This is a genomic window from Nocardiopsis sp. CNT312 (assembly GCF_000515115.1).
Taxonomy (GTDB): Bacteria; Actinomycetota; Actinomycetes; order Streptosporangiales; family Streptosporangiaceae; genus Nocardiopsis.
Genome location: NZ_KI911538.1, coordinates 115,414 through 140,459, shown reverse-complemented (window position 1 = coordinate 140,459; position 25,046 = coordinate 115,414). Strand labels below are relative to the sequence as shown.

25 protein-coding genes, 1 tRNA gene and 1 pseudogene are annotated in these 25,046 nt (G+C 71.2%); 16 read left to right on the top strand and 11 right to left on the bottom strand.

Features of this window, described 5'->3' with window-relative positions:
* Window positions 1-63: 63 nt before the first annotated feature.
* The gene (locus tag B042_RS0120890) at window positions 64-954 is read right to left on the bottom strand and encodes an oxidoreductase (RefSeq protein ID WP_028649985.1); all 891 of its coding nucleotides are present in this window, start codon (window positions 952-954) and stop codon (window positions 64-66) included.
* A gap of 90 nt (window positions 955-1,044) precedes the next feature.
* Here B042_RS0120890 and B042_RS0120885 point away from each other — a divergent pair, with 90 nt between their 5' ends.
* From B042_RS0120885 to B042_RS24095, 11 genes and pseudogenes are all read left to right on the top strand, one after another.
* Window positions 1,045-1,629, top strand: a complete 585-nt coding sequence (locus B042_RS0120885; protein ID WP_028649984.1) for a TetR/AcrR family transcriptional regulator — start codon at window positions 1,045-1,047, stop codon at window positions 1,627-1,629.
* Window positions 1,630-1,723: 94 nt separating this feature from the next.
* Complete coding sequence (locus tag B042_RS0120880; RefSeq protein ID WP_028649983.1) at window positions 1,724-2,284, top strand: DUF4365 domain-containing protein; 561 nt, start codon at window positions 1,724-1,726, stop codon at window positions 2,282-2,284.
* Window positions 2,284-3,474: a hypothetical protein gene (locus B042_RS0120875; RefSeq protein ID WP_051415865.1), complete on the top strand. Its 1,191-nt coding sequence runs from the start codon at window positions 2,284-2,286 to the stop codon at window positions 3,472-3,474. Before B042_RS0120880 ends, B042_RS0120875 begins: the two co-directional genes overlap by 1 nt.
* 113 nt (window positions 3,475-3,587) lie before the next feature.
* On the top strand, window positions 3,588-3,782 hold the full coding sequence (locus B042_RS0120870; RefSeq protein ID WP_028649981.1) for a DUF1918 domain-containing protein: 195 nt from the start codon (window positions 3,588-3,590) through the stop codon (window positions 3,780-3,782).
* Window positions 3,783-3,801: 19 nt separating this feature from the next.
* The gene (fusA, locus tag B042_RS0120865; protein WP_028649980.1) at window positions 3,802-5,907 is read left to right on the top strand and encodes an elongation factor G; all 2,106 of its coding nucleotides are present in this window, start codon (window positions 3,802-3,804) and stop codon (window positions 5,905-5,907) included.
* 167 nt (window positions 5,908-6,074) lie between these two features.
* Complete coding sequence (locus B042_RS0120860) at window positions 6,075-6,284, top strand: hypothetical protein (RefSeq protein WP_028649979.1); 210 nt, start codon at window positions 6,075-6,077, stop codon at window positions 6,282-6,284.
* Between the two features lie 230 nt (window positions 6,285-6,514).
* Window positions 6,515-6,676, top strand: a complete 162-nt coding sequence (locus tag B042_RS27180) for a hypothetical protein (protein ID WP_155989272.1) — start codon at window positions 6,515-6,517, stop codon at window positions 6,674-6,676.
* A 47-nt stretch (window positions 6,677-6,723) separates the two neighbouring features.
* Window positions 6,724-7,071, top strand: a pseudogene (locus tag B042_RS27175) (MauE/DoxX family redox-associated membrane protein); the annotation flags it as partial.
* A gap of 205 nt (window positions 7,072-7,276) precedes the next feature.
* Window positions 7,277-7,831 (top strand): TlpA disulfide reductase family protein, encoded by a 555-nt coding sequence (locus B042_RS24105; protein ID WP_081748916.1) that lies wholly within the window; start codon window positions 7,277-7,279, stop codon window positions 7,829-7,831.
* On the top strand, window positions 7,824-9,728 hold the full coding sequence (locus B042_RS24100) for an ABC transporter ATP-binding protein (RefSeq protein ID WP_036555774.1): 1,905 nt from the start codon (window positions 7,824-7,826) through the stop codon (window positions 9,726-9,728). The genes B042_RS24105 and B042_RS24100 overlap by 8 nt, the downstream gene beginning before the upstream one ends.
* Window positions 9,725-10,234, top strand: a complete 510-nt coding sequence (locus tag B042_RS24095) for a S26 family signal peptidase (RefSeq protein WP_051415861.1) — start codon at window positions 9,725-9,727, stop codon at window positions 10,232-10,234. The genes B042_RS24100 and B042_RS24095 overlap by 4 nt, the downstream gene beginning before the upstream one ends.
* On the opposite strand, the gene B042_RS24090 is transcribed toward B042_RS24095, so the two are convergent.
* From B042_RS24090 to cysS, 5 genes are all read right to left on the bottom strand, one after another.
* Window positions 10,182-10,976 (bottom strand): AfsR/SARP family transcriptional regulator, encoded by a 795-nt coding sequence (locus B042_RS24090; RefSeq protein ID WP_051415859.1) that lies wholly within the window; start codon window positions 10,974-10,976, stop codon window positions 10,182-10,184. The genes B042_RS24095 and B042_RS24090 overlap by 53 nt on opposite strands.
* A 207-nt stretch (window positions 10,977-11,183) precedes the next feature.
* Window positions 11,184-11,837 (bottom strand): hypothetical protein, encoded by a 654-nt coding sequence (locus B042_RS0120830; RefSeq protein ID WP_028649977.1) that lies wholly within the window; start codon window positions 11,835-11,837, stop codon window positions 11,184-11,186.
* 242 nt (window positions 11,838-12,079) lie between these two features.
* Window positions 12,080-12,152, bottom strand: a tRNA-Thr gene (locus B042_RS0120825).
* A 66-nt stretch (window positions 12,153-12,218) separates the two neighbouring features.
* Entirely contained in the window at window positions 12,219-13,175 is a 957-nt protein-coding gene (rlmB, locus tag B042_RS0120820) for a 23S rRNA (guanosine(2251)-2'-O)-methyltransferase RlmB (RefSeq protein ID WP_028649976.1), read from the bottom strand.
* Window positions 13,176-13,306: 131 nt separating this feature from the next.
* Complete coding sequence (gene cysS, locus B042_RS0120815; protein WP_028649975.1) at window positions 13,307-14,704, bottom strand: cysteine--tRNA ligase; 1,398 nt, start codon at window positions 14,702-14,704, stop codon at window positions 13,307-13,309.
* Window positions 14,705-14,997: 293 nt separating this feature from the next.
* On the opposite strand from cysS, the gene B042_RS0120810 reads away from it, so the two are divergent.
* Window positions 14,998-16,503, top strand: coding sequence for a hypothetical protein (locus B042_RS0120810; protein WP_028649974.1), 1,506 nt, complete (start codon window positions 14,998-15,000; stop codon window positions 16,501-16,503).
* Between the two features lie 70 nt (window positions 16,504-16,573).
* Here B042_RS0120810 and ispF read toward each other — a convergent pair whose 3' ends face one another.
* The 3 genes from ispF to phoU all read right to left on the bottom strand — a co-directional run bounded on the left by ispF (window position 16,574) and on the right by phoU (window position 18,518).
* A complete protein-coding gene (gene ispF, locus B042_RS0120805) occupies window positions 16,574-17,044 on the bottom strand; it encodes a 2-C-methyl-D-erythritol 2,4-cyclodiphosphate synthase (protein ID WP_197024379.1) in 471 nt (156 codons plus the stop codon).
* 34 nt (window positions 17,045-17,078) lie between these two features.
* The gene (locus B042_RS0120800) at window positions 17,079-17,561 is read right to left on the bottom strand and encodes a CarD family transcriptional regulator (RefSeq protein ID WP_028649972.1); all 483 of its coding nucleotides are present in this window, start codon (window positions 17,559-17,561) and stop codon (window positions 17,079-17,081) included.
* A gap of 294 nt (window positions 17,562-17,855) precedes the next feature.
* Entirely contained in the window at window positions 17,856-18,518 is a 663-nt protein-coding gene (phoU, locus tag B042_RS0120795) for a phosphate signaling complex protein PhoU (RefSeq protein ID WP_028649971.1), read from the bottom strand.
* A 124-nt stretch (window positions 18,519-18,642) separates the two neighbouring features.
* Between phoU and B042_RS0120790 the strand changes: the two genes are divergently transcribed.
* Window positions 18,643-19,836: a cell wall metabolism sensor histidine kinase WalK gene (locus B042_RS0120790; RefSeq protein ID WP_036555773.1), complete on the top strand. Its 1,194-nt coding sequence runs from the start codon at window positions 18,643-18,645 to the stop codon at window positions 19,834-19,836.
* Window positions 19,833-20,534 (top strand): response regulator transcription factor, encoded by a 702-nt coding sequence (locus tag B042_RS0120785; RefSeq protein ID WP_028649969.1) that lies wholly within the window; start codon window positions 19,833-19,835, stop codon window positions 20,532-20,534. The genes B042_RS0120790 and B042_RS0120785 overlap by 4 nt, the downstream gene beginning before the upstream one ends.
* Before the next feature lie 79 nt (window positions 20,535-20,613).
* On the opposite strand, the gene dtd is transcribed toward B042_RS0120785, so the two are convergent.
* Window positions 20,614-21,039, bottom strand: coding sequence for a D-aminoacyl-tRNA deacylase (dtd, locus tag B042_RS0120780; RefSeq protein ID WP_028649968.1), 426 nt, complete (start codon window positions 21,037-21,039; stop codon window positions 20,614-20,616).
* Window positions 21,040-21,093: 54 nt separating this feature from the next.
* Complete coding sequence (locus tag B042_RS0120775; protein WP_028649967.1) at window positions 21,094-22,941, bottom strand: DUF2207 domain-containing protein; 1,848 nt, start codon at window positions 22,939-22,941, stop codon at window positions 21,094-21,096.
* Between the two features lie 90 nt (window positions 22,942-23,031).
* Here B042_RS0120775 and B042_RS0120770 point away from each other — a divergent pair, with 90 nt between their 5' ends.
* Together B042_RS0120770 and B042_RS0120765 are read left to right on the top strand one after the other, a co-directional pair.
* A complete protein-coding gene (locus tag B042_RS0120770) occupies window positions 23,032-23,958 on the top strand; it encodes a neutral zinc metallopeptidase (RefSeq protein ID WP_369797741.1) in 927 nt (308 codons plus the stop codon).
* Window positions 23,959-24,022: 64 nt separating this feature from the next.
* Window positions 24,023-25,012: a neutral zinc metallopeptidase gene (locus B042_RS0120765; protein ID WP_028649965.1), complete on the top strand. Its 990-nt coding sequence runs from the start codon at window positions 24,023-24,025 to the stop codon at window positions 25,010-25,012.
* Window positions 25,013-25,046: the final 34 nt, after the last annotated feature.

Sequence of the window (25,046 nt, the reverse complement as noted above, 5' to 3'; positions counted from 1 at the left end):
GCCCGCCGCCGCCCCCTGACCCGGGCGGTGGCGGGCCGTTCCCCTGCGCCCCGCGGAACGCTCTCAGCCGCGCAGGTCCTTCTCGGGGAACCGGACCCCGGTGAGTTCCTCGGAGACCGTCCACAGACGCCGGGCCGCGATCGAGTCCCAGGCGGCCTCGCTGCGGCTCGCCAAGGCGGGGGCGCCCCGCATGCCGCCCATGCCCTTGGGCCCGGCGAGGGCGGCCCCGGGGACGTCCTGGGTGGCGGCGTAGATCGTGGGCAGCGCGCCCACGGCGGCCTTCTGGGCGACCACCGTGTTGGCCACGGCGAGCAGACGGTGCAGGACGGGGTTGCCGGTGTGGCCCTGGAGGTTGGTGGCGGCGTAGCCGGGGTGGGCGGCGACCGAGAGCACCGTCGAGCCCGTCTCCTCCAGGCGGCGCTGCAATTCCAGGGTGAACAGCAGGTTGGCCAGCTTGGACTGGGCGTAGGCCTTGGCCGGGTGGTAGCCGCCCTCCATCTGGAGGTCGTCGAAGTCGATGCCCTTGGCCATCTTGTGCATGTCGGAGGTGACGGTGACGACCCTGCCGGTGACGTGCGGCAGGAGCAGGTTGGTGAGGGCGAAGTGGCCCAGGTGGTTCACACCGAGCTGGGTCTCGAACCCGTCCTCGGTGCGCGACTCGGGGAGCGCCATCACTCCCGCGTTGTTGATCAGCAGGTGGATGCCGCCCTCCCACCCCTCGGCGAACGCGCGCACCGAGGCGAGGTCGGCGAGGTCGAGCGGGCGGACCTCCGTCGTGCCCTCGATCGTGGCGGCGGCCTCGCGGCCCTTGTCTTCACTGCGGACCGCCAGGACCACGCGCATGCCCTTGCGGGCGAGGATGCGTGCGGTCTCCAGGCCGAGTCCGCTGTTGGCTCCGGTGACGACCGCCGTGCGGCCGCTGAGGTCGGGGATGATGACCGCTTGCGTCTCCATCGCGCCAAAGTAGGGGAAGGCGGCGCACCTTGTCCACGACGGTCGCGACCGCTGTGGGGGCGCGCCGGGGGGCCGTTCTATGCTGGGGCCATGGCCGACCGCCCCTACCACCACGGTGACCTGCGCGCCGCTCTCCTCGCGGGTGCCGAACGCGCACTGGAGAAGCGGGGACCGGAGGCGCTGTCCCTGCGCGAACTCGCGCGCGAGGCAGGGGTGAGCCACGCCGCCCCGGGCCGCCACTTCAAGGACAAGCAGACGCTGCTGGACGCGCTGGCGCTCACCGGCTTCGAACGGCTCAACGGGTATCTGGAGCCCGCCGTCGCAGGCGCGGAGACCGCGCGTGAACGCCTCTTCCTCCTGGCGCGCGCCTACGTGGGCTTCGCGGTCGAGCACGCGGCGCTGCTCGACCTCATGTACGCGCGCAAGCACAGCCCGAACGCCCCCGAGGAACTCACCGAGGCCGTCGAGCGCATCCTGGAGACGGTGGTGCGCCCCATCGCGGAGGGCCAGGCCGCCGGGGAGGTCGTCGACGGGGACCCGGCCGCCCTCGCCACGGCGGTGTCCGCCACCGTGCACGGGCTCGCGATGTTCACGGCCGACTCCTCGCCCACCGCCCCCGACGCACAACTGCGCGAGGTCCTCGACGTGCTGTACAACGGTCTGGGGCCGCGTTGACGGGTCTTCCCCGCACGGTTCCCCAGCAGTCGGGAGGGCGTCACCGGGCACCGCTACACTGTCGGCGTCATGGCCGCGCTTCGCTGGGAGACGCATGACCGTAGCCGACGAAGGTCCCCTAGGGGTGGACGACCTCGTCGACGGCCAACTGCCCATGAACGCCCGACAGGAGCACTTCAGCCTGGCCTTCACCCGCATGATCGCCTACACGGCCGGATGCTCCATCAAGACCCACGAGACCGACTACGACGGCGTCGACATCACCCTGGTCTCCTCCGCCGAGTACCACCGCTACTACGGCCCCCAGTTCGAACTCCAGCTCAAGTGCACGACCCAGCACCGCTACCTCAACGACGACCACATGGCGTGGCCGATGAAGGCGAAGCCCTTCCACAAGCTCACCAGGGGCAAGCGGTACATCCCGGCCTACCTCGGTGTGCTGCTCGTCCCCCGGGAGCCCGAACCGTGGCTCTCCGTCGACGAGGAGGGCCTCGTCACCAGGAGCAGGATGTACTGGCAGTCGGCCGACGCCCTCGCCACGTCGGAGGAGATCGGCGGAACCCGGACCGTCCACCTCCCCCGAAGCCAACTGTTTACCCCGGCCCGTCTGATGGGCATCATGAAGGACATCGGCGAGCAGGAGGGAGGATTCTGATGGCTCCCACCGCTCCCGACTCCTTCGACGACGCGGCCGGGCTACTGGCCCCCAAGGCGGTATCGCGGTTCCTGGCCGCACAGGGCTGGGAACTGGAGACCAGGCGGCCCGGGGTCCGGGAGATATGGCGTCTGGGCCGGGACACTTCCTGTGGTCCGGCCCGGGTCATGCTGCCCCTGGCCAGGGACTACGTGGACTTCCAGGACCGGTTCAAGGACGCGCTCGCCTCACTCGGGCACGTCTACGAGATCAGCGCCGAGGAACTCAGAAAAAGGGTTTCCTCAGCGGATTTCGATTCCCTCTTCGTTCGAATAAACCAGCCCACAGCCGATGGATCACTTCCTTTCAGGCAAGCGGGAAGAACTATTGATTCCCTTGTCAGAATGATGAAGGCGGCGGCCACGACAACGGCGGATCCCCTCCATTCCCACCAGGGGAGGAGGCCGGCCGTCGTCTCCGATTTCATGGAACGGCACGTGCGGCTGGGGCAGACGATGCGGGGCAGTTTCGTCTTCACCGTCGTCGCCGGCCCGGGCGGCACGCCCCCGGAGGGCGACGACGCACCGGAGTCGCGAACGGCGTTCTCCCGGCGGGTCATGACCACCCTGGCCCGGGGCCTGGAGTCCACCCGCCGCCTCGCGCTCCAGTGGGACGAGAGCGTGCTGGACCTGCCCGCCGAACACGCCTTGAGCGCGGCTCTCGTGGAGTCGGTCGAGGAGATGACCCGGCCGGACGACCTGGACACCCTGGACCTGTCGTTCGCGTGGGCGGCCACGGGGCCGCCGCCCGAGGTGGGGCCGTGCACCATCGTCATGGACCGTGATGTCATCGCCGGGCTGCCGCGGCTGCGCGAACGGCTCGTACGCCGCGAGGAGCCCGCGCACAGGACCACGCTCATCGGGATCGTCAAAAGCCTCGTGCGGAGCAGCACCGAACCCGATTCCGCCGTGGCGACCCTTCTCACTGAGGTCCGCGGAAAGACGCGCAGCGTTCACGTCCCTTTGAAGGGCAGCGACCACGCGTGGGCGGTGGCCGCCTATCAGGCGAAGGTCCCCATTATCGTGACCGGAGACCTCGAATTCGAGCGCAGGGCGTGGCGGCTCTCGGGTGGCATCGACATGGACAGAGCCTTTCTCAAGAACGTCCTGAAGGCTCGCCTTTCTGACTCCCCCTGGCCGGAGGACGCCTAGACCGTGTTCTCTCCGGCTTACCCGGCCACCCTCGGCCAACCCCTGTTTCAGCAGGTCACAGCGGCGGGTAGACCTCGGGTAGAGGCGGCGGTCGGACACGATCGGGGCAGGCGATGAGGGCGAAGGTCGGCGACTACGTGCACACCCACGGGGTGGCCAGCACGGACGGTCAGCACAGCGGCAGGATCGTGGAGGTGCGCGGCGCCGGAGAGCGGCCGCCCTACGTGGTCCGCTTCCCCGACGGCGAGGAGCGCCTGATCTACCCGGGCCCGGAGACGGTGGTGGAGCCCCGGTTCCCGCGGGACTGACCGGGAGGGACGCAGGGCCATGGCCGTCCGTGACTGGAACCCGGACACCGTCCGCAACATCGGGATCATGGCGCACATCGACGCGGGCAAGACGACCACCACCGAGCGCGTCCTGTACTACACGGGTGTCTCGCACCGGATCGGCGAGGTCCGCGATGGCGACACCGCCATGGACTTCATGCCGGAAGAGCGCGAACACGGCATCACCATCACCTCCGCCGCCACCACGTGCCACTGGCCGGTGGACGGTGTCGACCACACCGTGAACATCATCGACACCCCCGGCCACATCGACTTCACCGCCGAGGTGGAGCGGTGCCTGCGTGTCCTGGACGGGGCGGTCGCGGTGTTCGACGGGGTGGCCGGTGTGGAGCCGCAGTCCGAGAGGGTGTGGCGCCAAGCCGACCGCTACGGGGTGCCGCGCGTGTGCTTCGTCAACAAGATGGACCGCGTGGGCGCCGACCTCGCCCCCTGTGTGACGGCCATCGCGCAGCGCCTGGGCGCCGTCCCGCTGGTCCTGCAACTGCCGGTCGGAGCGGAGGCCGGTTTCCGGGGCGTGGTCGACCTCGTCCGGATGCGGGCGCTCGTGTGGCCGGTCGGGGCCGGACCCGGCGAGGCCTACGACGTGACCGGCATCCCCGACGAGCTGGCCGACCGGGCACGCCTGTGGCGGACCCGCCTGGTGGAGGCGCTCGCCGAGTTCGACGACACGGTGTTGGCGGCCTACGTGGAGGGTGCCGAGCCCACGGCCGAGGACGTGCACGCGGCGGTGCGCCACGCCGCGCTCGGCCGGATCGGCGACGGGACCGTGTACACGCCGGTGCTGTGCGGCGCGGCGTTCAGGAACAAGGGGGTGCAGCCGCTGCTGGACGCGGTGGTGCGCTACCTGCCCTCCCCCGGGGAGGCGGGCGCGGTGGAGGGCCGTCCGCCGGGGGAGCCCGGAACGGTCGTCACACGGCGCCCGTCGGAGGACGAGCCGCTGGCCGCGCTGGCCTTCAAGGTCAGCAGCGACCCGCACCTGGGTGCGCTGACGTTCCTCCGTGTGTACTCGGGGCGGCTGGAGTCGGGCTCCCACGTGCACAACTCCGTGAAGGGGGAGAGGGAACGCGTCGGCAAGATCTACCGCGTGCACGCCGACAAGCGCGAGGAGATCGGGTCGGCGGGGGCCGGCGACATCGTCGCGGTGAGGGGACTGAAGCGGACCGGCACCGGTGAGACGCTGTGCGCCCCGGGCGACCCGGTCGTGCTGGAGTCCATGGACTTCCCCGACCCGGTCATCGAGGTCGCGGTCGAGCCCGGCTCCCAGGCCGACCGGGACCGGCTCGCCACGGCGATCGCCCGCCTCGCGGACGAGGACCCGACCTTCCGGGTACGGGCCGACCCCCAGACCGGCCAGACCGTCATCGGCGGTATGGGCGAGCTGCACCTGGAGATCCTGGTGCACCGGATGCTCCGCGAGTTCCGGGTGGCCGCCAGGGTCGGCAGGCCGCGGGTCTCCTACCGCGAGACGATCAGCGAGGCCGTTCCGCGGGTGGAGCACACGCACCGCAAGCAGCACGGGGGCAGGGGGCAGTACGCGCGGGTGCGGATCGCGGTGGAACCGATCGGGGAGGGCTACGAGTTCGTGGACGCGGTGACGGGCGGGCACGTGCCGAGGGAGTTCGTGCCGTCGGTGGACGCGGGCTGCCGCCAGGCGATGCTGGAGGGCGCGCTCGCCGGGTACGGGCTGACGGGTGTGCGGGTGACACTGCTGGACGGGGCCTTCCACGCGGAGGACTCCTCGGAGGCGGCGTTTCGGACCGCGGGCCGCGCCGCGTTCAAGGAGGCGGTGGCCCGGGCGTGTCCCGTCCTGCTCGAACCGGTGATGGCCGTGGAGGTCACCGTGCCCGAGGAGCACATGGGCGAGGTGATCGGCGACCTCAGCGCCCGGCGCGGGCGGGTGCGGTCGATCGGGGAGCGCTACGGCGCAAAGACGGTGTCGGCGCTGGTGCCGTTGGCGGAGATGTTCGGCTACGTCGTCGACCTGCGCGGACACACGTCCGGACGGGCGGATTTCACGATGGAGTTCCACTCCTACGCCCAGGCGCCGCGGTCCGTCACCGCTGGTTTGGTCGGCGCCGCCTGACGGCCGGGGTGTGCGCCCCGGGTCGGGTGGACCGGGGGCCGCAGTCGCGCGGTGACCAGGCGTTGTATCCCGTTTGTATAGGCCCTGTAGGTGTGCTTCCTAGCGTGGCGGAACCGCCGTGCACCCGTGCGGACGGTCCTTCCCTCCACACCCGCAAAGGAAGACACGTGTTCGACCGCGTCGGTTCTTTCGGAGACCAGCTGCTCTCCGTCTTCGTCCCCAAAGCCAAGGCGAGCGCCGTCGGTACCACCACCAACTGCTGGTGGACCGACTGTAGCCGCACCCACATCCAGCGGTGCTGCTACACCACCACCATCATGCCCGGCAGCAGGATTCCCTACAGCTTCATGTACTGCATGCCCTGCCGCAGCAGGTGACCCCGGGTGTCCGTCGGAGGATCCGAGCCTGCCCGACAAGGAGCCGACCCGCATCTGAAAAACAGACACAACTTCCGACCGCGCTCCTGGGAAACACCCACCACGACCAGCGCTTGTATCACACATGTATCCCACGTGTAGCAGTGGTCACTAGCTTCAGTGACGGCCGCTACCGACCGGCGGTCCGATCCACGACCACGAACCCGTGGTCAGGACAGGAAAGGAATCCTATGTTCGGCTCCTTGAGCGACAGGCTGCTCAGCCTCATCGTTCCCCAGGCCCAGGCCCGCGCCAGCTACTGCTGGTACAGGTACTCCGGCCCCGCCTGCCAGTACTGCTGCGACCCGCCCGGCAGCACCCCGGTCTGGTGCACCAACTGGAGGATCTGCTGATCCGCTTCCGCCCCTGATCGGGGCCCGTCCACCGGGGGTTTCCACCGATGTCCCACGTCCAGGTCGCGTGCCAGGTCCTCTTGGCCCTCGTCTTCTGCGTGTCCGCCGTCAGCAAGGTGCGCGGACGCGCGGCGTTCGAGAGTTTCGTGCCCGCCGTGCGTCGGCTGGCCCCCCGGTGGGCGGTCCAGAACCCGCCCACCACCCGCCGCCTCGCGGCCCTCCTCGTGGCGGCGGAGGCGGGGACGGCACTTCTCCTCCTCGTCCCCGCCCTGGCATGGGCGGGCCTGACCGCCGCCGCGCTCCTCCTCACGGCGTTCACCGTCGCCGTGGCCAGGGTCCTGCGCGGCGGCGGACGCGTCGCCTGCCGATGTCTCGGGTCCTCGGACGCACCGTTGCGCCCCCTGCATCTGGTCCGCAACCTCGCCCTGCTCACCCTCGCCGTGGCCGGGCTCGTGCCCGCCCTCGCCTCCACCCCCCTCTCCGAACCGGGTGCCGTCGCGGCCAGCGCCGCCGTCGGCGCCTTCGGAGGTCTGATCGTCGTCCTCCTGGACGACATCGCCGCCCTGTTCTCCCCCCTCGCACAGAGGAGTGCCCTTCCATATGACCGTGTTCCTCACCGTGCTGTGCGCCCTGGTGGGCGCCCTGTGCCTGCTGAACATCCTGCTCACCGTCGGCGTGATCCGGCGCCTGAAGGAGCACACCGAGACCATCGGACACCTGCGCTCCACCGTCCCGGCCCTGCCCGAACAGGTCATACTCCCGGCCGGTGAGGAGGTCGCGGACTTCTCCGCCGAGACGGTGGACGGAACCACGGTGAACCGCGCGGACCTAGAGGGCGAGACCCTCGTCGGCGTCTTCTCCCCGGGATGCCCCGCCTGCACCGAGCAGCTCCCCCGCTTCACCGACCTGGCCGCCTCCTTCCCCGGTGGCCGCGACCGCGTCCTCGCCGTCGTCGTGGGCGAGGCCGCCGATGCCGCCCACGAGATCGCCCAGCTCACCCCCGTGGCCCGGGTCGTCCAGGAAGAGCACGGCGGCACCACCGCCCCGGCCTTCGGCGTGAACGGCTTCCCCGCCATGGCACGCGTCGACGCGACCGGACGGGTGCTGGCCAGCGGCTACAGCGTCGAGGCCGTGGAGGCCCTGTCCGGTGTCTGAGTCCACCGAAGAACGCTTCTCCGGCGGGGTCAGAGCGTCGCTGCGCGGAGCGGGCGCCGCCCTGGCCCTGACCTGGCACACCGGCCCCCACCTGCTGATCGCCTCGGGCCTGCTCACCCTGGTCCAGGGCACCGCACCGGTGGTCGTGGCCTGGCTGACCAAGCTGATCCTCGACCTCATCACCACCGGCATCGACCCCGGCCGGGTCCTGGGCCTGGGAGCGGGCCTGGCCGGAGCCGGCCTGGTCACCGCGCTGACCCCCTTCGCCTCCCAGTACGTACAGAGCGAGATCACCCGCCGGGTCGGACTGCACTCCCAGGACCGCCTGTTCCGGGCCGCTGAACGCTTCACCGGGCTGGCCCGGTTCGAGAACCCCGCCTTCCTGGACCGGCTGCGCCTGGCCCAGCAATCGGGCGGGGAGACCCCCAGTCAGGTCGTCTCCGGGGTGTTCTCGCTGGCCAGCGGCACCGTCACCATCCTCGGATTTCTCGCCTCCCTGCTGGTGATCAGCCCGCTCATGACACTGGTAGTGCTGCTCGCCGGAATCCCTACCCTGTTCGTGGAACTGCGGCTGTCCAAGGCCCGCGCCGCCATGATGTGGCGGATCGGGCCGGTGGAGCGGCGTGAGCTCTTCTTCCGCGAACTGCTCTCCAGCGTCCAGTCCGCCAAGGAGCTGCGCCTGTTCGGTGTCGGCCCCTATCTGCGCGAGCGAATGGGCCGCGAACGCGCCGAGGCCAACACCCAGCGGCGCCGCATGGACCAGCGCGAACTGTCCGCGCAGAGCCTGCTGGGCCTGCTCTCGGCCCTCATCGCGGGCTGCGGCCTGGTGTGGGCGGTCCTGGCGGCCGTGGAAAGCCGCTTGACCGTGGGCGACCTCAGCCTGTTCATCTCCGCCGTGGCCGGCGTACAGAACGCCCTGGGCCAACTGGTGCGCGAGGTGGGCCTGGCTCACAACCAACTGCTGATGTTCGACCACTACCTCAGGGTCACCCGTGCCGAACCCGACCTGGCGGTGCGCGCCGATCCGGTTCCGGTCCCCGCGCTGGAACGCGGCATCGAGTTCCGGGCGGTGTGGTTCCGTTACACCCCCGAGCACCCCTGGACCCTGCGCGACGTGAACCTGCGTATCCCGCACGGCGGGTCGCTGGGACTGGTGGGCCGCAACGGCGCGGGCAAGAGCACCCTGGTCAAACTGCTGTGCCGCATGTACGATCCCGACCGCGGAGCGATCCTGTGGGACGGGGTGGATCTGCGCGACATGGACCCCGCCCTGCTGCGCCACAGGATCGGCGCGGTGTTCCAGGACTACATGGAGTACGACCTGACCGCCGCCGAGAACATCGGGTTGGGTGACGTCGGCATCCTCACCGACGGCGGCACCACGGAGCGCCGGGACCTGATCCGAGCCGCCGCCGAACGCGCCGGGGCGCACCCGATCGTGGCCGACCTGCCGCGCGGGTACGACACCCTGCTCTCGCGCATGTTCTTCGACATGCCCGGCTCCGAAGACGACGACGGTGACCAGAACGGCGTCCCGCTCTCGGGCGGCCAGTGGCAGCGCCTGGCCCTGGCACGCGCCTACCTGCGCGGGGGCCGCGACCTGCTGATCCTGGACGAACCCAGTTCGGGGCTGGACGCCGAGGCCGAGCACGAGATCCACTCCGGGCTGCGCGAGCACCGCCGGGGACGCAGCAGCCTGCTCATCTCGCACCGGCTCGGTACCGTGCGCGAGGCCGAGCGGATCGCGGTCCTTGACGAGGGCAGCGTGGCCGAGACCGGTACCCACGAGCAGCTCATCGCGGCGGACGGGCTCTACGCCCACCTGTTCGGGCTCCAGGCCTCCGGATACCGGTCCGGGTCCGAACCCGGAGCCGGACCGGAGGTGAGACAGCGATGACACTGTCGGTACTCGCGGCGGCCGGGATCGCGGTGGCGGTCCCGACGGGGCTGCTGCTGTGGCTCAACCGGACCCTGGTCGCGGTGGAGGTGGTGGGCCGGAGCATGGAACCCACCTTCCGCCACGGCGAGCGGGTCCTCGTGCGCCGGGTTCGTGCCAGGCGTCTGCGCGTAGGCGACGTCGCCGTCCTCGGGCAGCCCGGCCACGACGTTCTGGCCCACCCGGACGAACTCCTGGGCTCCGCACCGCCCTGGGTGCTCAAGCGGGTGGCGGCTCTGCCCGGGGACCCGGTCCCCGACGGGATCCCCGGAGAGCCGGGCGGCACGGTCCCACCCGACCACCTGGTGGTCCTGGGCGACAACACCGGCCGCAGCACGGACTCGCGCGTGTGGGGACCGGTCCCCGGTGACCGGGTCCTCGGGATCGTCCGCAGGCGCATGGCCCCGCACCCTGCTAGGGCAGACCGGTCTTCTCCCGCGGCCACCGCAGAGCGGGATCGCGGTTGAGGATGGCGGCGTGCAGGCGGACCAGGTCCGGTCCGGGCTCCACCCCGAGCTGCTGGACCAGGGTCCGCCGGGCCTCACGGTAGGTGTCCAGAGCGGCGGAGGCCTCGTTGGATCGGTAGAGGGCGAGCATGAGGGCGTGCCACAGGCGCTCGCGGAGTGGATGCTCTGCCACGAGGGTGCGCAGGTCGCTGACGAGGTCGGGGTCCGACCCCAGGTCGAGCCGGGCGTGGGCGAGGTCCTCGGCGGCGCTCCACCGCTGTTCGTCGAGCGCGTCCAGCCTCGGGGCGAGGACGGGCATCCGTGGCACGTCCTCGGCCGCCGAGCCCCGCCACAGGTTCAGGCCGGCCGACAGCAAGGAGGCGGCCTCCTCGGAGTCGCCTTCGCGCAGGGCACGCCGGCCTCGGCGGTGGAGGTCGGTGAAGGCGAGCACGTCGAGTTCGCGGGGGCACACCCGCAGCATGTAGCCGGGCGGGCTGGCGACCAGCCTCGCCCGGTCCACGGTGCAGTGGGCGGGCGGCAGGCGTTTGCGGAGCTGGTTGGCGTAGGTGCGCAGGTTGGCGATCGCGGACGCGGGCGGCGACTTCTCCCACAGGGCGGCGGTGAGGCGGGCGAGGGGGACCGCCTGGTTGGGCTGGAGCGCGAGAGCCGTCAGGAGGGCACAGAGTTTGGGGGTGCCGGGCGAGGGGTCGACGGGGTCGTCGAGGAGGCGGACGGGACCGAGCAGGCCGAAGAGTAGCCCCATGGGACCTTCCAGAGTCGGGCGCGCGAGCAGACCGCGAATCATATCGGCGGACGGCGGCGCGGGGGGTTCCGGACCGTTCTGGGAGCGCTCCCAGAAACTTTACCTCTGAGCCGTTTCGGCCGTCAACAGCCGTGACGTGGCCGCTCCCTGACCTTCCGCGAGCACACTCCGCCGCTCCCGGGGGCCGGTGACCGGCAGGAACCGACCCTACTCCCCCTCCTCCTCCGCACCGGGCAGGTGCGCGTCGAGCATGCCGAGCAGCCGCAGCGCCACCATGGCCAGCAGCGCCAGGCCGCCCGCCAGTTCCACGACCTCCTGCACCGAACCGTGCACCCGGTCGGCGGCCGTGCTCCAGGTGCTGGAGTCGATGAGCTCCATCCCCACCGCTCCGGCCGAGAGGACGACCCCGACCGCCAGCGCCACGGTGGCCGCGCCGTCCGCGCGCACCGCCCACCACACCCAGACGAGCAGCAGCAGGCCGATGGCGGCCAGGACGAAGAGCAGGAAGTCGCCGGGGGCCACCCAGGGCAGGAAGGGCACCGTGTCGCCGTCCGAGCCGAAGAGGTCGTCCCCCAGGCTCTCGTGGAAGGCGAAGCGCTCGTCGGTGCCCAGCGCGAGCAGGCCCACACCCAGCAGCGGCCAGATCCCGGCCCGTTCCCCGGCCCGGCCCGCCACCAGCGCCGTCAGCAGGCAGCCCGCCCCTGCCAGCATGAGCGCGACGCTCTGCGCCCAGGTCATCGGTGTGCGCTCAGGAGCGATCCACTCCCAGTAGTCCGGCCACCGCAGCACGGCCAGGAGCACGGGCACCACGATCCATACGGCGACGAGCAGGCCGACCAGCCTCGTCCGCGTGTGCCCCATGCGCCCCTGCCCTGTTTCTCGCTCCGACGTTCCACCGCGTCACACTGCCCCCACAGGGTTACACGAACGTGGAGTTTCGGGCCCAAGAGGGTGTCTTCACCGCGTATGCCGAAGAAGAAGACGGGCCGGACGGGCCGCCGGAGCCGGACGCGGCAGAGTCGACCGAACGCGAGACGGCCGCCCCGGTGCTCCCGGTGCGGCCGTCCGTCGTCTCTCTGACCCGCTGTTCTCCTGTGTATGAGAGCCAGCGAGGGGACTTGAACCCCTAACCTATCGCTTACAAGGCGATTGCTCTGCCAATTGAGCTACGCTGGCGGGTGCCCGGGGCCGACAGGTCCCGAGCCGTCCACCCGCATGGTACCGGTTCCGGTGTCCGTAGGCCTACTCGGTCGCGGACCGGCGGCGCCGGGCCACCTCGTACAACGACACCCCGGCCGCGACCGAGGCGTTCAGCGACTCCGCGCCGCCGATCGGGATGCTCACGACCAGGTCGCAGGTCTCCCGGACCAGGCGCGAGAGCCCCTTGCCCTCGGAGCCCACCACGACCACCAGCGGTCCCGTGGCCAGGTCCAGGCCGGGCAGGGACGTGTCGCCCTCGGCGTCCAGGCCCACGACGAACAGCCCCGCCTTCTTGAAGCCCTCCAGCGCGCGCGTCAGGTTGGTGGCCTGGGCGACCGGCAGCCGCGCCAGGGTTCCGGCGGAGGTCTTCCACGCCGTCATGTTCACGCCCGCCGAGCGGCGCTCGGGGATGACGACGCCGTGCGCGTCGAAGGCGGCGGCCGAGCGCGCGATCGCGCCCAGGTTGTGCGGGTCGGTGACGCCGTCCAGGGCCACGATCAGCGGCTGGGTCTCCGATGCCCGCGCCCGGTCCAGCAGGTCCTCGGGCAGCCAGTACCGGTAGGGCCGCACCTGGAGGGCCACGCCCTGGTGGGCGGCGTCGGGCTGACCGTTGCTGTCGCAGCGGCGGTCCAGCTCGGACCGGGTCACCTCCAGGAGTTCGACACCGCGGTCCCCGGCGAGGCGCGCCGCCTCGGTCACCCGGTCGTCCGGGTCCAGGCTGTTGGCGATGAACAGGCGGGTCGCGGGCATGCCCGCGCGCAGCGCCTCGACGACCGGGTTGCGCCCGACCAGGAGGTCGGAGTCGGCCTTGCGCCGCTCGGTGCGCGCCGGTGCCGCGCCGCCCCCGGTGGTGGTGCGCTTGGCCGCCCGGGCACGCTGCTTGCCCTCGTACCAGTGCCGTTCCTGGGCGGGCAGGGTACCGCTCTTGCCCTGGAGCGAGCGCCGCCCCTTGCCGCCGCTGCCCTTGGTCGGGCCCTTCTTGCTCTTCTTCGCCGGCATGTCCGCCGCCTCCCGTTGTCGCGAGCATGCCGGAAGCGCGTCGCGTCCGGCTGGTGGAGATCGGCCACCTGGCCTCGCGGGCGGTGGCAAACCTCCAGCCTAGTGCCGTCCGCGCACCGCCCGGGCCCGTGTCAGCCGCGCTTGAGGTCCCACCGGGGGCCCTGCGGGGTGTCCTCCACCGCGATCCCCGCCTCGGTGAGCCGGTCGCGGATGGCGTCGGCCGCCGCGTAGTCCTTGCGCCCGCGCGCCGCCTGGCGCTGCTCCAGAGCCACCGACACGAGGGCGTCGACCACCTCGCGCAGCCCGTGGTCGCCTCCGCCCGCCCACGGGGCGCCGAGCGGGTCCAACCCGAGGATCCCCAGCATGGTGCGGAGCTCGGCGACCCGTTCGGCGGCCTTCTCCGCGCCCTCCGCGGTCAGGGCCGTGTTGCCCTCGCGCACGTGCCCGTGCACGAGGGCGAGCGCCTGGGGGACACCGAGGTCGTCGTCGAGGGCGGCGGCGAACTCCGCCGGTACCCGCTCCGCCGGGGCCACCTCGCCCAGCGCCTCGGTGGCGCGGGTCAGGAAGCCCTCGATCCGCTGGTAGGCGACGGCGGCCTCCTGGAGCGCGGCCTCGGAGTAGTCGATCGCGGAGCGGTAGTGCGCCTGTCCGAGGTAGTAGCGCAGCTCCACCGGGCGGACCTTCTCGACCATCTGCGGGATGCGCATGGAGTTGCCCAGCGACTTGGCCATCTTCTCGCCGCCGACCTTGAGCATCCCGTTGTGCAGCCAGTAGCGCGCGAACCCGTCGCCGGCGGCGTGCGACTGCGCCACCTCGTTTTCGTGGTGGGGGAACACCAGGTCCAGTCCGCCACCGTGGATGTCGAAGCTCGGGCCGAGGTACTTGGTGGCCATCGCCGAGCACTCCAGGTGCCAGCCGGGGCGCCCGCGGCCCCACGGCGTCTCCCAACTGGGTTCGCCGGGCTTGGCGCCCTTCCACAGGGCGAAGTCGCGGGGATCGCGCTTGTCGCCTGCCTGGTCGGCTGACTCCTCCACCTGGTCGGGGCGCTGGTTGGACAGCTCCCCGTAGGCCCGGTAGGAGGCCACGTCGAAGTAGACGTCTCCGGAGCCGCCCCGGGCCGCGTAGGCGTGGCCCGCGTCGATGAGGCGCCGGATGAGTTCGATCATCTCGGGCACGTGCCCGGTGGCCCTGGGTTCGACGGTCGGCGGCAGGCAGCCCAGGACGTCGTAGGCCTGGGTGAAGGCGCGCTGGTTGCGCTCGCTGACCTGCCACCACGGCACGCCCTCGGCGGCGGCGACGTTGATGATCTTGTCGTCGATGTCGGTGACGTTGCGGCAGAAGGTGACGTCGTAGCCCAGGTAGGTGAGCCAGCGCCTCAGGATGTCGAAGTTGACGCTGGAGCGGATGTGGCCGATGTGCGGAGGAGCCTGCACCGTGGCACCACACAGGTACAGGGAGGCACATCCCTCGCGCAGCGGGACGAAGTCTCGGACCTGCCGGGCACTGGTGTCATAGAAGCGCAGACTCACGCCGTCAAGCGTAGCCGGTTCCACCTTCGGTGAGGCCCCCTATTCCCTTGGACTTCGGTGCTCGTTCCCCGGTCCCGGACAGTCCGCAGGACGCATATGTGCTGAGCCGTATCCGAGGGCCTGCCACGGCTTTCCGCCCCTTTCCCGGAACCGTTCCCCGCCGCCGTCCTGCCCCGTGCCACGCCTCGGGGCCCCTCCCCGGGGAAGACCGGCTTTCCGCACCTCCCGGAGGCATCCGACAATCCTCCGGAACCTCGTGCCGAACGGGCCTTCTCGACTACGCTGCGGAGACGATGGCCCCTTACGACAAAGCCCCCGGGACCGGGGCACGGAACGGTCAGCTCGCAGGCCGCGGCGCGGGATCCGGTGCCCTCGCCGTCGGCGTGCTGTTCGCCGTCCTCATCACCGTGTGCGACCTCGTCGTCTCCTACAACGGCATCTACGCCTTCGCACGCTACGGCGGGCACGGGGACGGCGCCGTGGCCCACGTGTTCCCCCTGACCCACGCCCTGCTGCTGCTGATGGCGTTCGGGGTGAGCTACGTCGTCCGCCAGGACCATCCCCGGGACCGCGTGTGGGTCGACGCCCTGATCCTCTTCCTCATCCTGGTGGCCGGCACCGCCATGGCTCTGGACCGGCTGGGGTTCTTGGAGTCGGTGCACCAGGGGGTCGCCGACGTCATCGTGGCGGTCGCTCCACTGGCCGCGCTGCTCATCGCCTTCCTGCTGTGGATGGCGGTCCGCTCCCACATGCGTCGTGCCCGCAGGTCAGCCGTCCCACGGGGCCTGCCCCCCACAGACCGGGCCACCGTGCTGCGCGGCCGCGCCGAGGAGGAGCCTGAGTGGCCGCGGGAGCCCGCCCCGGGCCACGGCGGTCCCGAACCGGAGCCGGTCCCCGGTGCCGCACCGCCCGAGCCCGACGCCGAGCGCGTCCCTGCGCCCGTCCGGCCCGGCCCCGAACCACGTGGGCGCCCCCAGGAGGACGAACCGGACACCGGTTCCCACGAGACCGGGGACCACGGCCACGGGCCGCCGCAGACAGAGGTGTCCACCCCCGCGCTGCCCCGGCGCCCCCAGACGGCGGACAACCCGATCAAGCGGGCCGCGGAGCGCCCCCCGGCCGTGTCGCCGACGGCCCGACCCGTCGGCCCCGAGGCGGAGCGTCCGGTGGACGACAGCGGTCCGGAACCCTCCGACGAGGGGTTCGTCCACGAGCCCCTGCCCGGAGACCCGGTCTCCGACGAGGGCGAGGTGCCGACCGCCGCGCCGAGTGCGGTGGAGCCCGCCGGGGAAGAGCCCATCGAGGAGGAGCGGGTCCTGTGGGAGCCGCCCGCGGACCGTCACGGCCCGCCCGCCGACTACGAGCCGCCGGTATGGACCCCGCCCGAGGCTCCGCCAGCGCCCGTGGCCACACCCGTGGCCGAGAGGGCCCCGGTCTGGGAGGCGCCGGAGGGTGTGCCCGACGGGCCCTCCGAGGCGTTCCCCGCGCTCAACCACGACACCGGGCCGTCGGTCCGGGCCGCCTTCGGTATCCCTCCCGCGGATCCGGACGGACCGGTCACGGAGCCCGAGCCGGTGGACACCTTCGAGGAGGACGCCGAGCCGGTACCCGAGGCGGAGCCGCTCCCCGCCGAACCGTCCCCCGGCGACGGCCCGGTCCCGCCGGCCGGGGGCCGTCCTCCGCTGGAGAAGCGACCGATGGCGCTCAAACCGCGCCGGGGGCCGATCGACCTCACCCCGGTACCGCCGTCGCGGCGGATGCGCAGCGGCCCCCTGCCCCCCGATGGGGACGAGCTCTGAGCCCCACAGGCGGGATACGCCGGACCGGTTGACCGTGCGGCCCTCGGCGGCCCACGGGGCGGCCGGCAGGTCAGTCCACAGGCGCGCAGAGGGCCGTGGCGACGGCAGCGATGCCCTCGCCGCGGCCGGTCAGGCCCAGACCGTCGGTGGTGGTGGCCGAGACGCTCACTGGCGCCCCCACGACTTCGGAGAGCGTCTTCTCCGCCTCGTCGCGCCGGGGCGCGAACCTGGGGCGGTTGCTGATGATCTGGATGGCTACGTTGCCGATCCCGAACCCGGCCGCGTGCACGCGCGCGACGGTCTCGGCCAGCAGGGCAGAGCCGGACGCGCCCTTCCAGCGGGGGTCGGAGGTTCCGAAGTTGGAACCGAGATCGCCCAGCCCGCACGCGGAAAGCAGTGCGTCGCAAGCGGCGTGGGCGGCCACATCACCATCGGAATGGCCGCTGACGCCGTCTTCCCCAGGCCATTCCAAACCGGCGAGGAAAAGTGTTCTTCCAGGAGAAAACGGATGGACGTCGGTTCCGACGCCCACCCGAGGCATATTCTTCATGAACGAGGAGATTCTTCAGCCGATGTCAGTTCGTGAGAACCTCGTCGAGGAGGGCCTCGGCCTTGTCCTCGTTGGTCTTTTCCGCGAGGGCGAGTTCACTGACGAGAATCTGTCGGGCCTTGGCCAGCATCCGCTTCTCCCCCGCGGACAGGCCACGCTCCTTGTCCCGGCGCCACAGGTCCCGGACGACCTCCGCGACCTTGTTGACGTCGCCGGACGCCAGTTTCTCCAGGTTGGCCTTGTAGCGCCTGGACCAGTTGGTGGGCTCCTCGGTGTGCGGCGCGCGCAGGACCTCGAAGACCTTGTCCAGGCCCTCCTGCCCCACAACGTCGCGAACGCCGACATCCTCGGCGTTCTCAGCCGGCACACGAACCGTCAGATCGCCCTTGTCGACCTTCAGAACGAGATAGCTTCTTTCCTCGCCTTTGATGGTGCGAGTTTCGATCGCGTCAATACGAGCAGCCCCATGATGGGGGTAGACAACAGTGTCGCCGACCTTGAAAGCCATGTGACAGGTACCCCTTCCGCTACCACGAGGATACCATGAATCTGTGACTTAACGTACCTATTAGCTTTGCGAAGACGCAGGTCAAGGACTACTTTTCGGGGCTTGACAAAGTGTACCCGAGCACTCTCGCCAGACCCCGCCATGGCGGCGGCCGCCTCCGAATCCCTTGCTGGCCAGCGTAAGCACCGGCCTCGCCCGGCGGCCCCGGAGAGGGGCCCGACACCCCCCTCCGAGGCCGCCGCGGACCTTCAAAGCGAGGAAGATCACGTTTTGAACACGAGGTGGCACCCGGTCTCACGCATCCGGCTCATAGTCCTCCCGCTTCTCACCGGTCACCATGTAGACGAGGTTGTTGGCGACGTGCACCGCGTGGTCACCGAACCGCTCGTAGAAACGGCCGACCAGAGTGGCGTCCATGGTGGCCTCCACCCCGTACTCCCACTTCGGGCTGAGGATGCGCTCCAGCAGCTTGCGACGCAGCCGGTCCATGCGGTCGTCGTCGTGCTCCAGCTCCAGCGCGGTGTCCGGGTCGCGGTCGGCGATCACCTCCCCGGCCTTGGTCACCAGCAGTTCCGCCTGGTGCCCCATCTCCAGCACGATCGAGCGGAGTGGCTTGGGGATAGCCGAGTCCGGGTGGCGCCGCCGGGCGATCTTGGCGAGGTGGACGGCGTGGTCACCCATGCGTTCGAGGTCACCGCGCATGTACAGCGACGTGATGACCGTTCTCAGGTCGGAGGCGACCGGCTGTTGTCTGGCCATCAGGCGGAAGGCCGCGTCCTCGATCTCCTGGTCCAGGCGGTTGATCTCCTCGTCACCGGAGATCACCTCCTGGGCCGCGGTCAGGTCGCTGTCCAGCAGCGCGGTGGTAGCGCGCGCGACGGCATGCCGAGCCAGTCGCGTCATCTCGACGAGGCGTTCGCCCAGGCTGTCGAGATCCTCGTGGTAGGTATCGCGCATATCGTCAATGCTCCCAGTGCTTCGTTGAAGAGTCGGCCAAGATTCGGTGAACGATCCGAGAAGCTCGGTTGGGGCCAGGCCCCCGACCGGGTAAAGAACCAGTCCTGCCGTTTACGATCGAATCGTGCAAGGGGAACTTCTCACCGCCGTGACCGGCATAGTCGGACTCGTGACGGGCGTCGTCATCGGCGTCCTCGCCGGTCATTTCTTTCGTACCAGCGGTACTCAGCGCCGCCCCCCGGTGCCCGAGCGCCGCGACGGGACCACGCTCCCGGCCGGTATCGCCGAGGTCCTGTCCGCCCTCCCCTCCTCCGCCGTCGTCCTCGACTCCACCGACCGCGTGCTGCGCGCCTCGTCGGCGGCACGTGCCTTCGGTATCGTCCGGGGCGAGGAGCTGGTGATCGGCGAACTCCTGGCCCTGGCCCGGCAGGTGCGCCGGGACGGGGTCATCCGTGAGACCGACATCGAGGTGGCGGTCCGCAAGTTCGGCCCCGACGCCACCTCCTTCGCCGTCCGGGTGGCACCGCTGGGCGGGACCGGGCTGGTGCTGGTGCTGGCCGAGGACCAGACCGAGCACCACAGGGTGGAGGCGGTCCGCCGCGACTTCGTGGCAAACATCTCACACGAGCTGAAGACGCCCGTGGGCGCGCTGGCACTGCTGGCGGAAACGGTACAAGACTCCAGTGACGATCCCGAGGCCGTCCGCCGTTTCACCGACCGTATGCAACAGGAGGCCTCGCGTCTGACGGCGGTCATCCAGGACCTCATCACGCTCTCCCGCATCCAGGGCGCTGAGCCGATCAGCGAACCCACCCGCCTCGACCTCGGAAGCGTCGTGGACGAGGCCCTGGACGCGGTGCGCATGCCCGCCGACGCCAAGGGGATCGAGCTGGTCGGCAGCGGGGCGAAGGGCATCACCGTCCTGGGCGACGAGACGATGCTGGAGACCGCCCTGCGCAACCTCGTCTCCAACGCCGTGGCCTACAGTCCCAAGAACACGCGGGTGGCCGTCTCGGTGGCGGAGTCCAAGTCCGGCGTGGACATCAGCGTCGCCGATCAGGGCATCGGCATCCCCCAGCAGGACCTGGGGAGGATCTTCGAGCGGTTCTACCGTGTGGACGCCGCTCGGAGCCGGGCCACCGGCGGTACCGGTCTCGGCCTGGCGATCGTCAAACACATCATGACCCATCACCGTGGAGAAGTGACCGTGTGGAGCAAGGAGGGGTCCGGGTCGACGTTCACTCTACGTCTGCCCCGGCCTGAGAACCGGGAGGCCAAGGCCCCCGGGAACACCGACCGTCAGGAGGCGGCACAGTGACGCGCGTACTCGTTGTCGAGGACGAGGAATCCTACAGCGACGCCCTCTCGTACATGCTGCGCAAGGAAGGGTTCGAGGTCGCGGTGGCCCCCACCGGGACCGTCGCCCTGGAGACCTTCGACCGCACCGGTGCCGACCTGGTCCTGTTGGACCTGATGCTGCCCGGACTGCCCGGCACCGAGGTGTGCCGGACGCTGCGCCAGAAGTCCAACGTCCCCGTCATCATGCTCACCGCCAAGGACTCCGAGATCGACAAGGTCGTCGGTCTGGAACTCGGCGCCGACGACTACGTGACCAAGCCCTTCTCCTCCCGCGAACTGGTCGCCCGCATCCGCGCCGTGCTGCGCCGCCGGGTGGAGATCGAGGAGCCCGTCCTGCCCGCCGCCCTGGAGGCCGGTCCCGTCCGCATGGACGTGGAGCGGCACGTGGTGACCGTGCGCGGCGACAACGTCCAGTTGCCCCTGAAGGAGTTCGAGCTGTTGGAGGTGCTCCTGCGCAACGCCGGGCGGGTGCTCACCCGGATGCAGCTCATCGACCGGGTGTGGGGTGCCGACTACGTCGGCGACACCAAGACCCTCGACGTGCACGTCAAGCGGCTGCGCGCGAAGATCGAGGAGGACCCCGGACACCCCCAGTACATCGTCACGGTGCGCGGCCTCGGCTACAAGTTCGAGCCGGTGACCGTCGACGCGGGGTAAGCGGTGCCCCGTCCCCGTCCCCGCACCCGAGGTTTCCGTGGCGGGCGTCGGCGCCCCCTGAAACGGCCGTCGACACCCGTCACACCTCGATCAGGACGGTGAAGGGCCCCTCGTTGGTGAGCGCCACCGACATACGCGCCCCGAACACCCCGGTCTCCACCCGGGCACCGAGCCCGCGCAGCTCCTCGACGACGATGTCGACGAGCGGCTCGGCGACCGGCCCCGGCGCGGCCGCCTGCCACGTGGGGCGGCGGCCCTTGCGTGCGTCGCCGTAGAGCGTGAACTGGCTGATGACGAGCAGGGGCGCTCCGGTGTCCGAGCAGGAGTTCTCGTCCTCCAGGATCCGCAGGGTCCACAGCTTCCTGGCGACCTTGCGCGCCTGCTCCTCGGTGTCGGTGTGAGTGGCCCCCACCAGGGCCGTCAGTCCGGGCTCGGTGATCCGCCCGACCACCTCGCCGTCCACCGTCACCGACGCGTGCGACACACGTTGCACGACCGCGCGCATGTTCCCCCCTCGTAGACCGCCGCCGCTGCGGCTCCGGCAAGGCCACCCTAGACCTCATCTGCGGCGTTGGAACTGGTTGACCAGCCGCAGTCGGCGCGCGTTGGTGATGATGCCGGTCAGGGCGACGGCGAACGTGCTGATGGAGTCGGAGAAGTCCTCGATCCGCCACTCGCGCGGACCCGTGTACCAGGCGAGCCCGTCGCCGGTCAGTTCCTCGTCCGACAGATCCGTCAGCGCCGCCGCGGCCAGGATGTTCGCCCAGCGGTCGGTGTCGCCGAAGATCACGGCGTAGGGCAGGTAGCGCGAGTAGATCTCCACCCGTTGCCCCGGCGGCTCGGTTGCCGCCCTGGGGTGGAACAGGTAGTCCCGGAAGCCCATCGTGTGCGCGAACACCGAGCTGCCCAGGCGGGTCTTGGCCGGCATGTACTGGGCACCCATCGTGACGGCGGCCCCGGCGATGACGACGGCAAGGCCGGTGAACGCCGCGGTGGTGAACACGGCCAGGACCACGGTCAGGAGAACACCGAAAGCGGTGAGGACCACACCGCCCGTGCTCCACCGGCTGCGTACCTGGTTGGGTGAGTGCGCGAACCACTTCAGCCGCACCATGTCGCGGTACAGCTCCTCGCGGACGCGGTCGATGCGTGCGGGGAAGTCGGCGCACACCCCGGCCGTACCCACCTGGGACAGGCGGACGGTCGGACGCCCGCCGAAGAGGGCGTCCATGAGCAGGCGCTCGTAGGGCAGCAGATGCTCCCCTTCCGGGCCGTCCAGGCGCACCAGGCGCCAGTCCACCGACGTGAAGTGCTCGTGCGGGAGCTCCTCCAGGCGGATGTAGCCGCGCACGGCCAGGTCCACCACGGCTCCGGTGAGGTCGGTGATGTCCACCGTCTCGTTGACGAGTGTCCCGATCTGCCCGGGATGGACGCCGTGCGGCGGCTCGAACCGCACCTGGCCCCGCGCGCCGGTGGCCACGGGCGCCTGCTCACCCCGTCCGGCCTCCTCGCGCAGGGCCCGCTCGTCCCGGCCGCGCACCCGGATGAGCAGCACCAGGCCGCCGATGAGGACAAGGAGCAGGAGCCCGAACACGCTCGCCGTCCACGGCGTGACCGCGAACGCCGAGCCGAGGGTCCAGCGGCGTTCGAGGAACGGCTCGCCCTCGGCGGTGCCGGGCGGGTAGGAGACGGCGATGTCGAGGCGGTCGCTGGGCTCCATGTCCACCTGGAGGAAGTGCGCCACGTCGGAGTCGGTCCCCAGGTCCGAGGCCGTGCAGTAGATGGCGCTGCGTGGCTCGCCCGCGAGGCAGGACAGCCCCTCCGGGGGCATGGGGGCGGTCACGGTGACGTCGGTGGTCCGCACGGGGTGGCTGTAGGCACCCACGGCGCGCCACTCCAGCTGGACCCCGCCCGTCACCTGGCTCACAGCGCCCTCCACACGGTAGGTGAGTACGACCGTGTCGGCACCGCCGGTCTCGACGGTGGCGTACAGGCGGCCGTCCTCGGCCTCGGTGCGCACCTCCAGCAGCGTGCCGCCACCGTCGGACGCGGCGACGTCGCGCACCTCGTAGGCGCGGTCGTGCTCGGTGTCGTAGATCATGGTCTCGGTGAGCGCGCGGGTGAAGGCCTCCGGGGCCCCTCCCTCGAATCTGAGGGTCTCCCTGCCGTGGAGGACGCCCTCGGCGTCCAGATCCAACCGGAGGTCGTTGGTGATGGCACTGTCCTCGGCGAGGCTCCGCCCCGAGGGGGCCTGGAGCGGCCCTTGTACTGTGGTGGCCGGTGGTACCGCCGTCGTGGCCCCGGCCTCCCCCGCGGGTCCGGCGACGGTCGCCACGAGCACAGAGGAGAACACGAACGCGGCCGCCGCGAACACGACGGCCGGGCGCCTGGAGCCGACCCACCACATGACGCGAGAGCCTATCCGGTCCACCCGGTACCCCCGTGCACTGACGTCCGCCCAACACGGCCGCGACCGCCGTCCCCGGACGGTTTCTCGGTGAGAGGCCGCGGCAGTCCCGAGTTCTGGTCCGAGCGGACCGGCTTCTTCCAGCGCCTGGGGCCGGCCGTCTCGTTCACCCTGGGCACCGGCCTGGCCGCGGTCGGTTTCACTGGGTTCCTCTCGATCTCCGCGCTGGTGCCCGGCGCGGACGCCGCCTGGTCCCAGCCCGACCCGTCGGAGGGCGGCGGGGCGGCCGAACGGCCGCTCGTGGACTCGGCCGGAGGCGACCCGCTCACGCACAACACCCTGTACCGGTCCGGTGAGATGGGGAAGGTGAGCTGCACCGCCCCCGGGCTGGACGCCCACGACCCGGAGTCGATGGAGGTGTTCGTACACGCGATCGCCGACTGCCTCGACCTGGCGTGGAGCGGCTACTTCGCGGAGGCGGGGATGGCTTTCTCCTCGCCCAACCGGGTGTACTGGTACGCCGACGGGCACAGCCCGTGCGGACCCTTCCCCCGGGAGGGCACCGCCGCCTTCTACTGCCGCGCCAACCAGGGCCTGTACCTGGGGGTGCGGGACATCGTGGCGGCATCGGCGGGCAATGGCCACCCCGAGGTCTACACCTTCCTGCTCAGCCATGAGTACGGTCACCACGTCCAGGGGCAGGCCCGGATCCTGGCCGAGTTCCACTCCGCGCGTGTGGGCGCCGACGGGGAGACCGCCGACGAGCTGACCCGCCGCAGCGAACTCCAGGCCGACTGCCTGGCCGGGGTCTTTCTCGGCGCTTCGGGCGAGTCCCTGGGGCTCGGGGGGGCCGAGCGGGCGAATATCCTCGACGACGTCGCCCGGCGCAGCGACCACGGCGCCGAGCGGACGCACGGCCGGGAGCGGAACGCGCGCCTGTGGACCGAGCACGGGATGGACCGCAGGGACCCGGCCTCGTGCAACACGTGGAACGCGGACGAGGACCTGGTGGGATGAGGACCAGCGGGGAGCCGGGGCCGGAGGGGCTGGCCCCCGAGGTCGAGGAGACGGACTGACCAGGGTGTTCGAGGGGTTCGGGGACACGGCCCGGCCGGTGGACCGCGTGCGGGCGGCGGACGGTCGGCGGTTCCTCAGTGCCGTGTCCGCACTGACGGCGCTGCTCCTGGCGCTGACCGCCGTGGTCTGGACCGCTGCGGCCGGGGAGGACCCGGGGACGCCGGGGCCGACCGCGGACGAGGCGCGGGCCTCCTCCACCGACACCGCCGGGGAGCCCTCCGGGGGGACCGCCGCGGACGCCCTCGGCGAGTTCGGCCGGAGCCTTCGCCCCTCCGGGCAGGACGCCCTGCTCGCCAACCCGCTCTACGGCACCGGCCGTCTCAGCCCGCTGCCCTGTCCGGCTCCGGAGCCGGATGTGGACGCCCCGGAGGAGATGGCGGAGTTCCTGCACGCGGTCACCGACTGCCTCGACGACGCCTGGGCTACCCAGTTCGCGCGGGCGGGGCTCCCCTTCGAACCGCCCGAGCGCGTGTTCTGGTCGGAGCCGGGGACGAGCCCGTGCCGCGCCTACCCCTCAGCGGCGGGCGCCTTCTACTGCCGTGCCGACACCGGCGTGTACATCGGCGTCTCGGACGTGGTGGACAAGTGGCACGGTACCTCGGAGAGTGTGGTGTACGCCTCCCTGCTCGCCCACGAGTACGCGCACCACGTCCAGGGGGAGTCGGGGCTGCTGGAGTACTACCACGAGCAGCGGCGGCTGGAGGACGACGTCTCGGACCGCAACGCCTGGACGCGCCGGAGCGAACTCCAGGCGAACTGCCTGGCGGGGGTGTTCCTGGGTTCGGTTCGGGTGAGCTACCCGCTGGACGAGGGCGACCTCGCCACCCTGTTGGCCGACGCCGCAGCGACCGCCGACCGCGCCGACGGCGCCGAGGAGGACCGCACCCACGGTTCGGTGGACAACAGTGTGCGGTGGACGCGCACGGGCTGGGAGCAGCAGACCCCGGGGGCGTGCAACACGTGGGCCGAGGAGGACGGGTCCCTGGTGGGCTGAGCGCCCGGTACGGGCGCGGATCCGGGGAATCGGT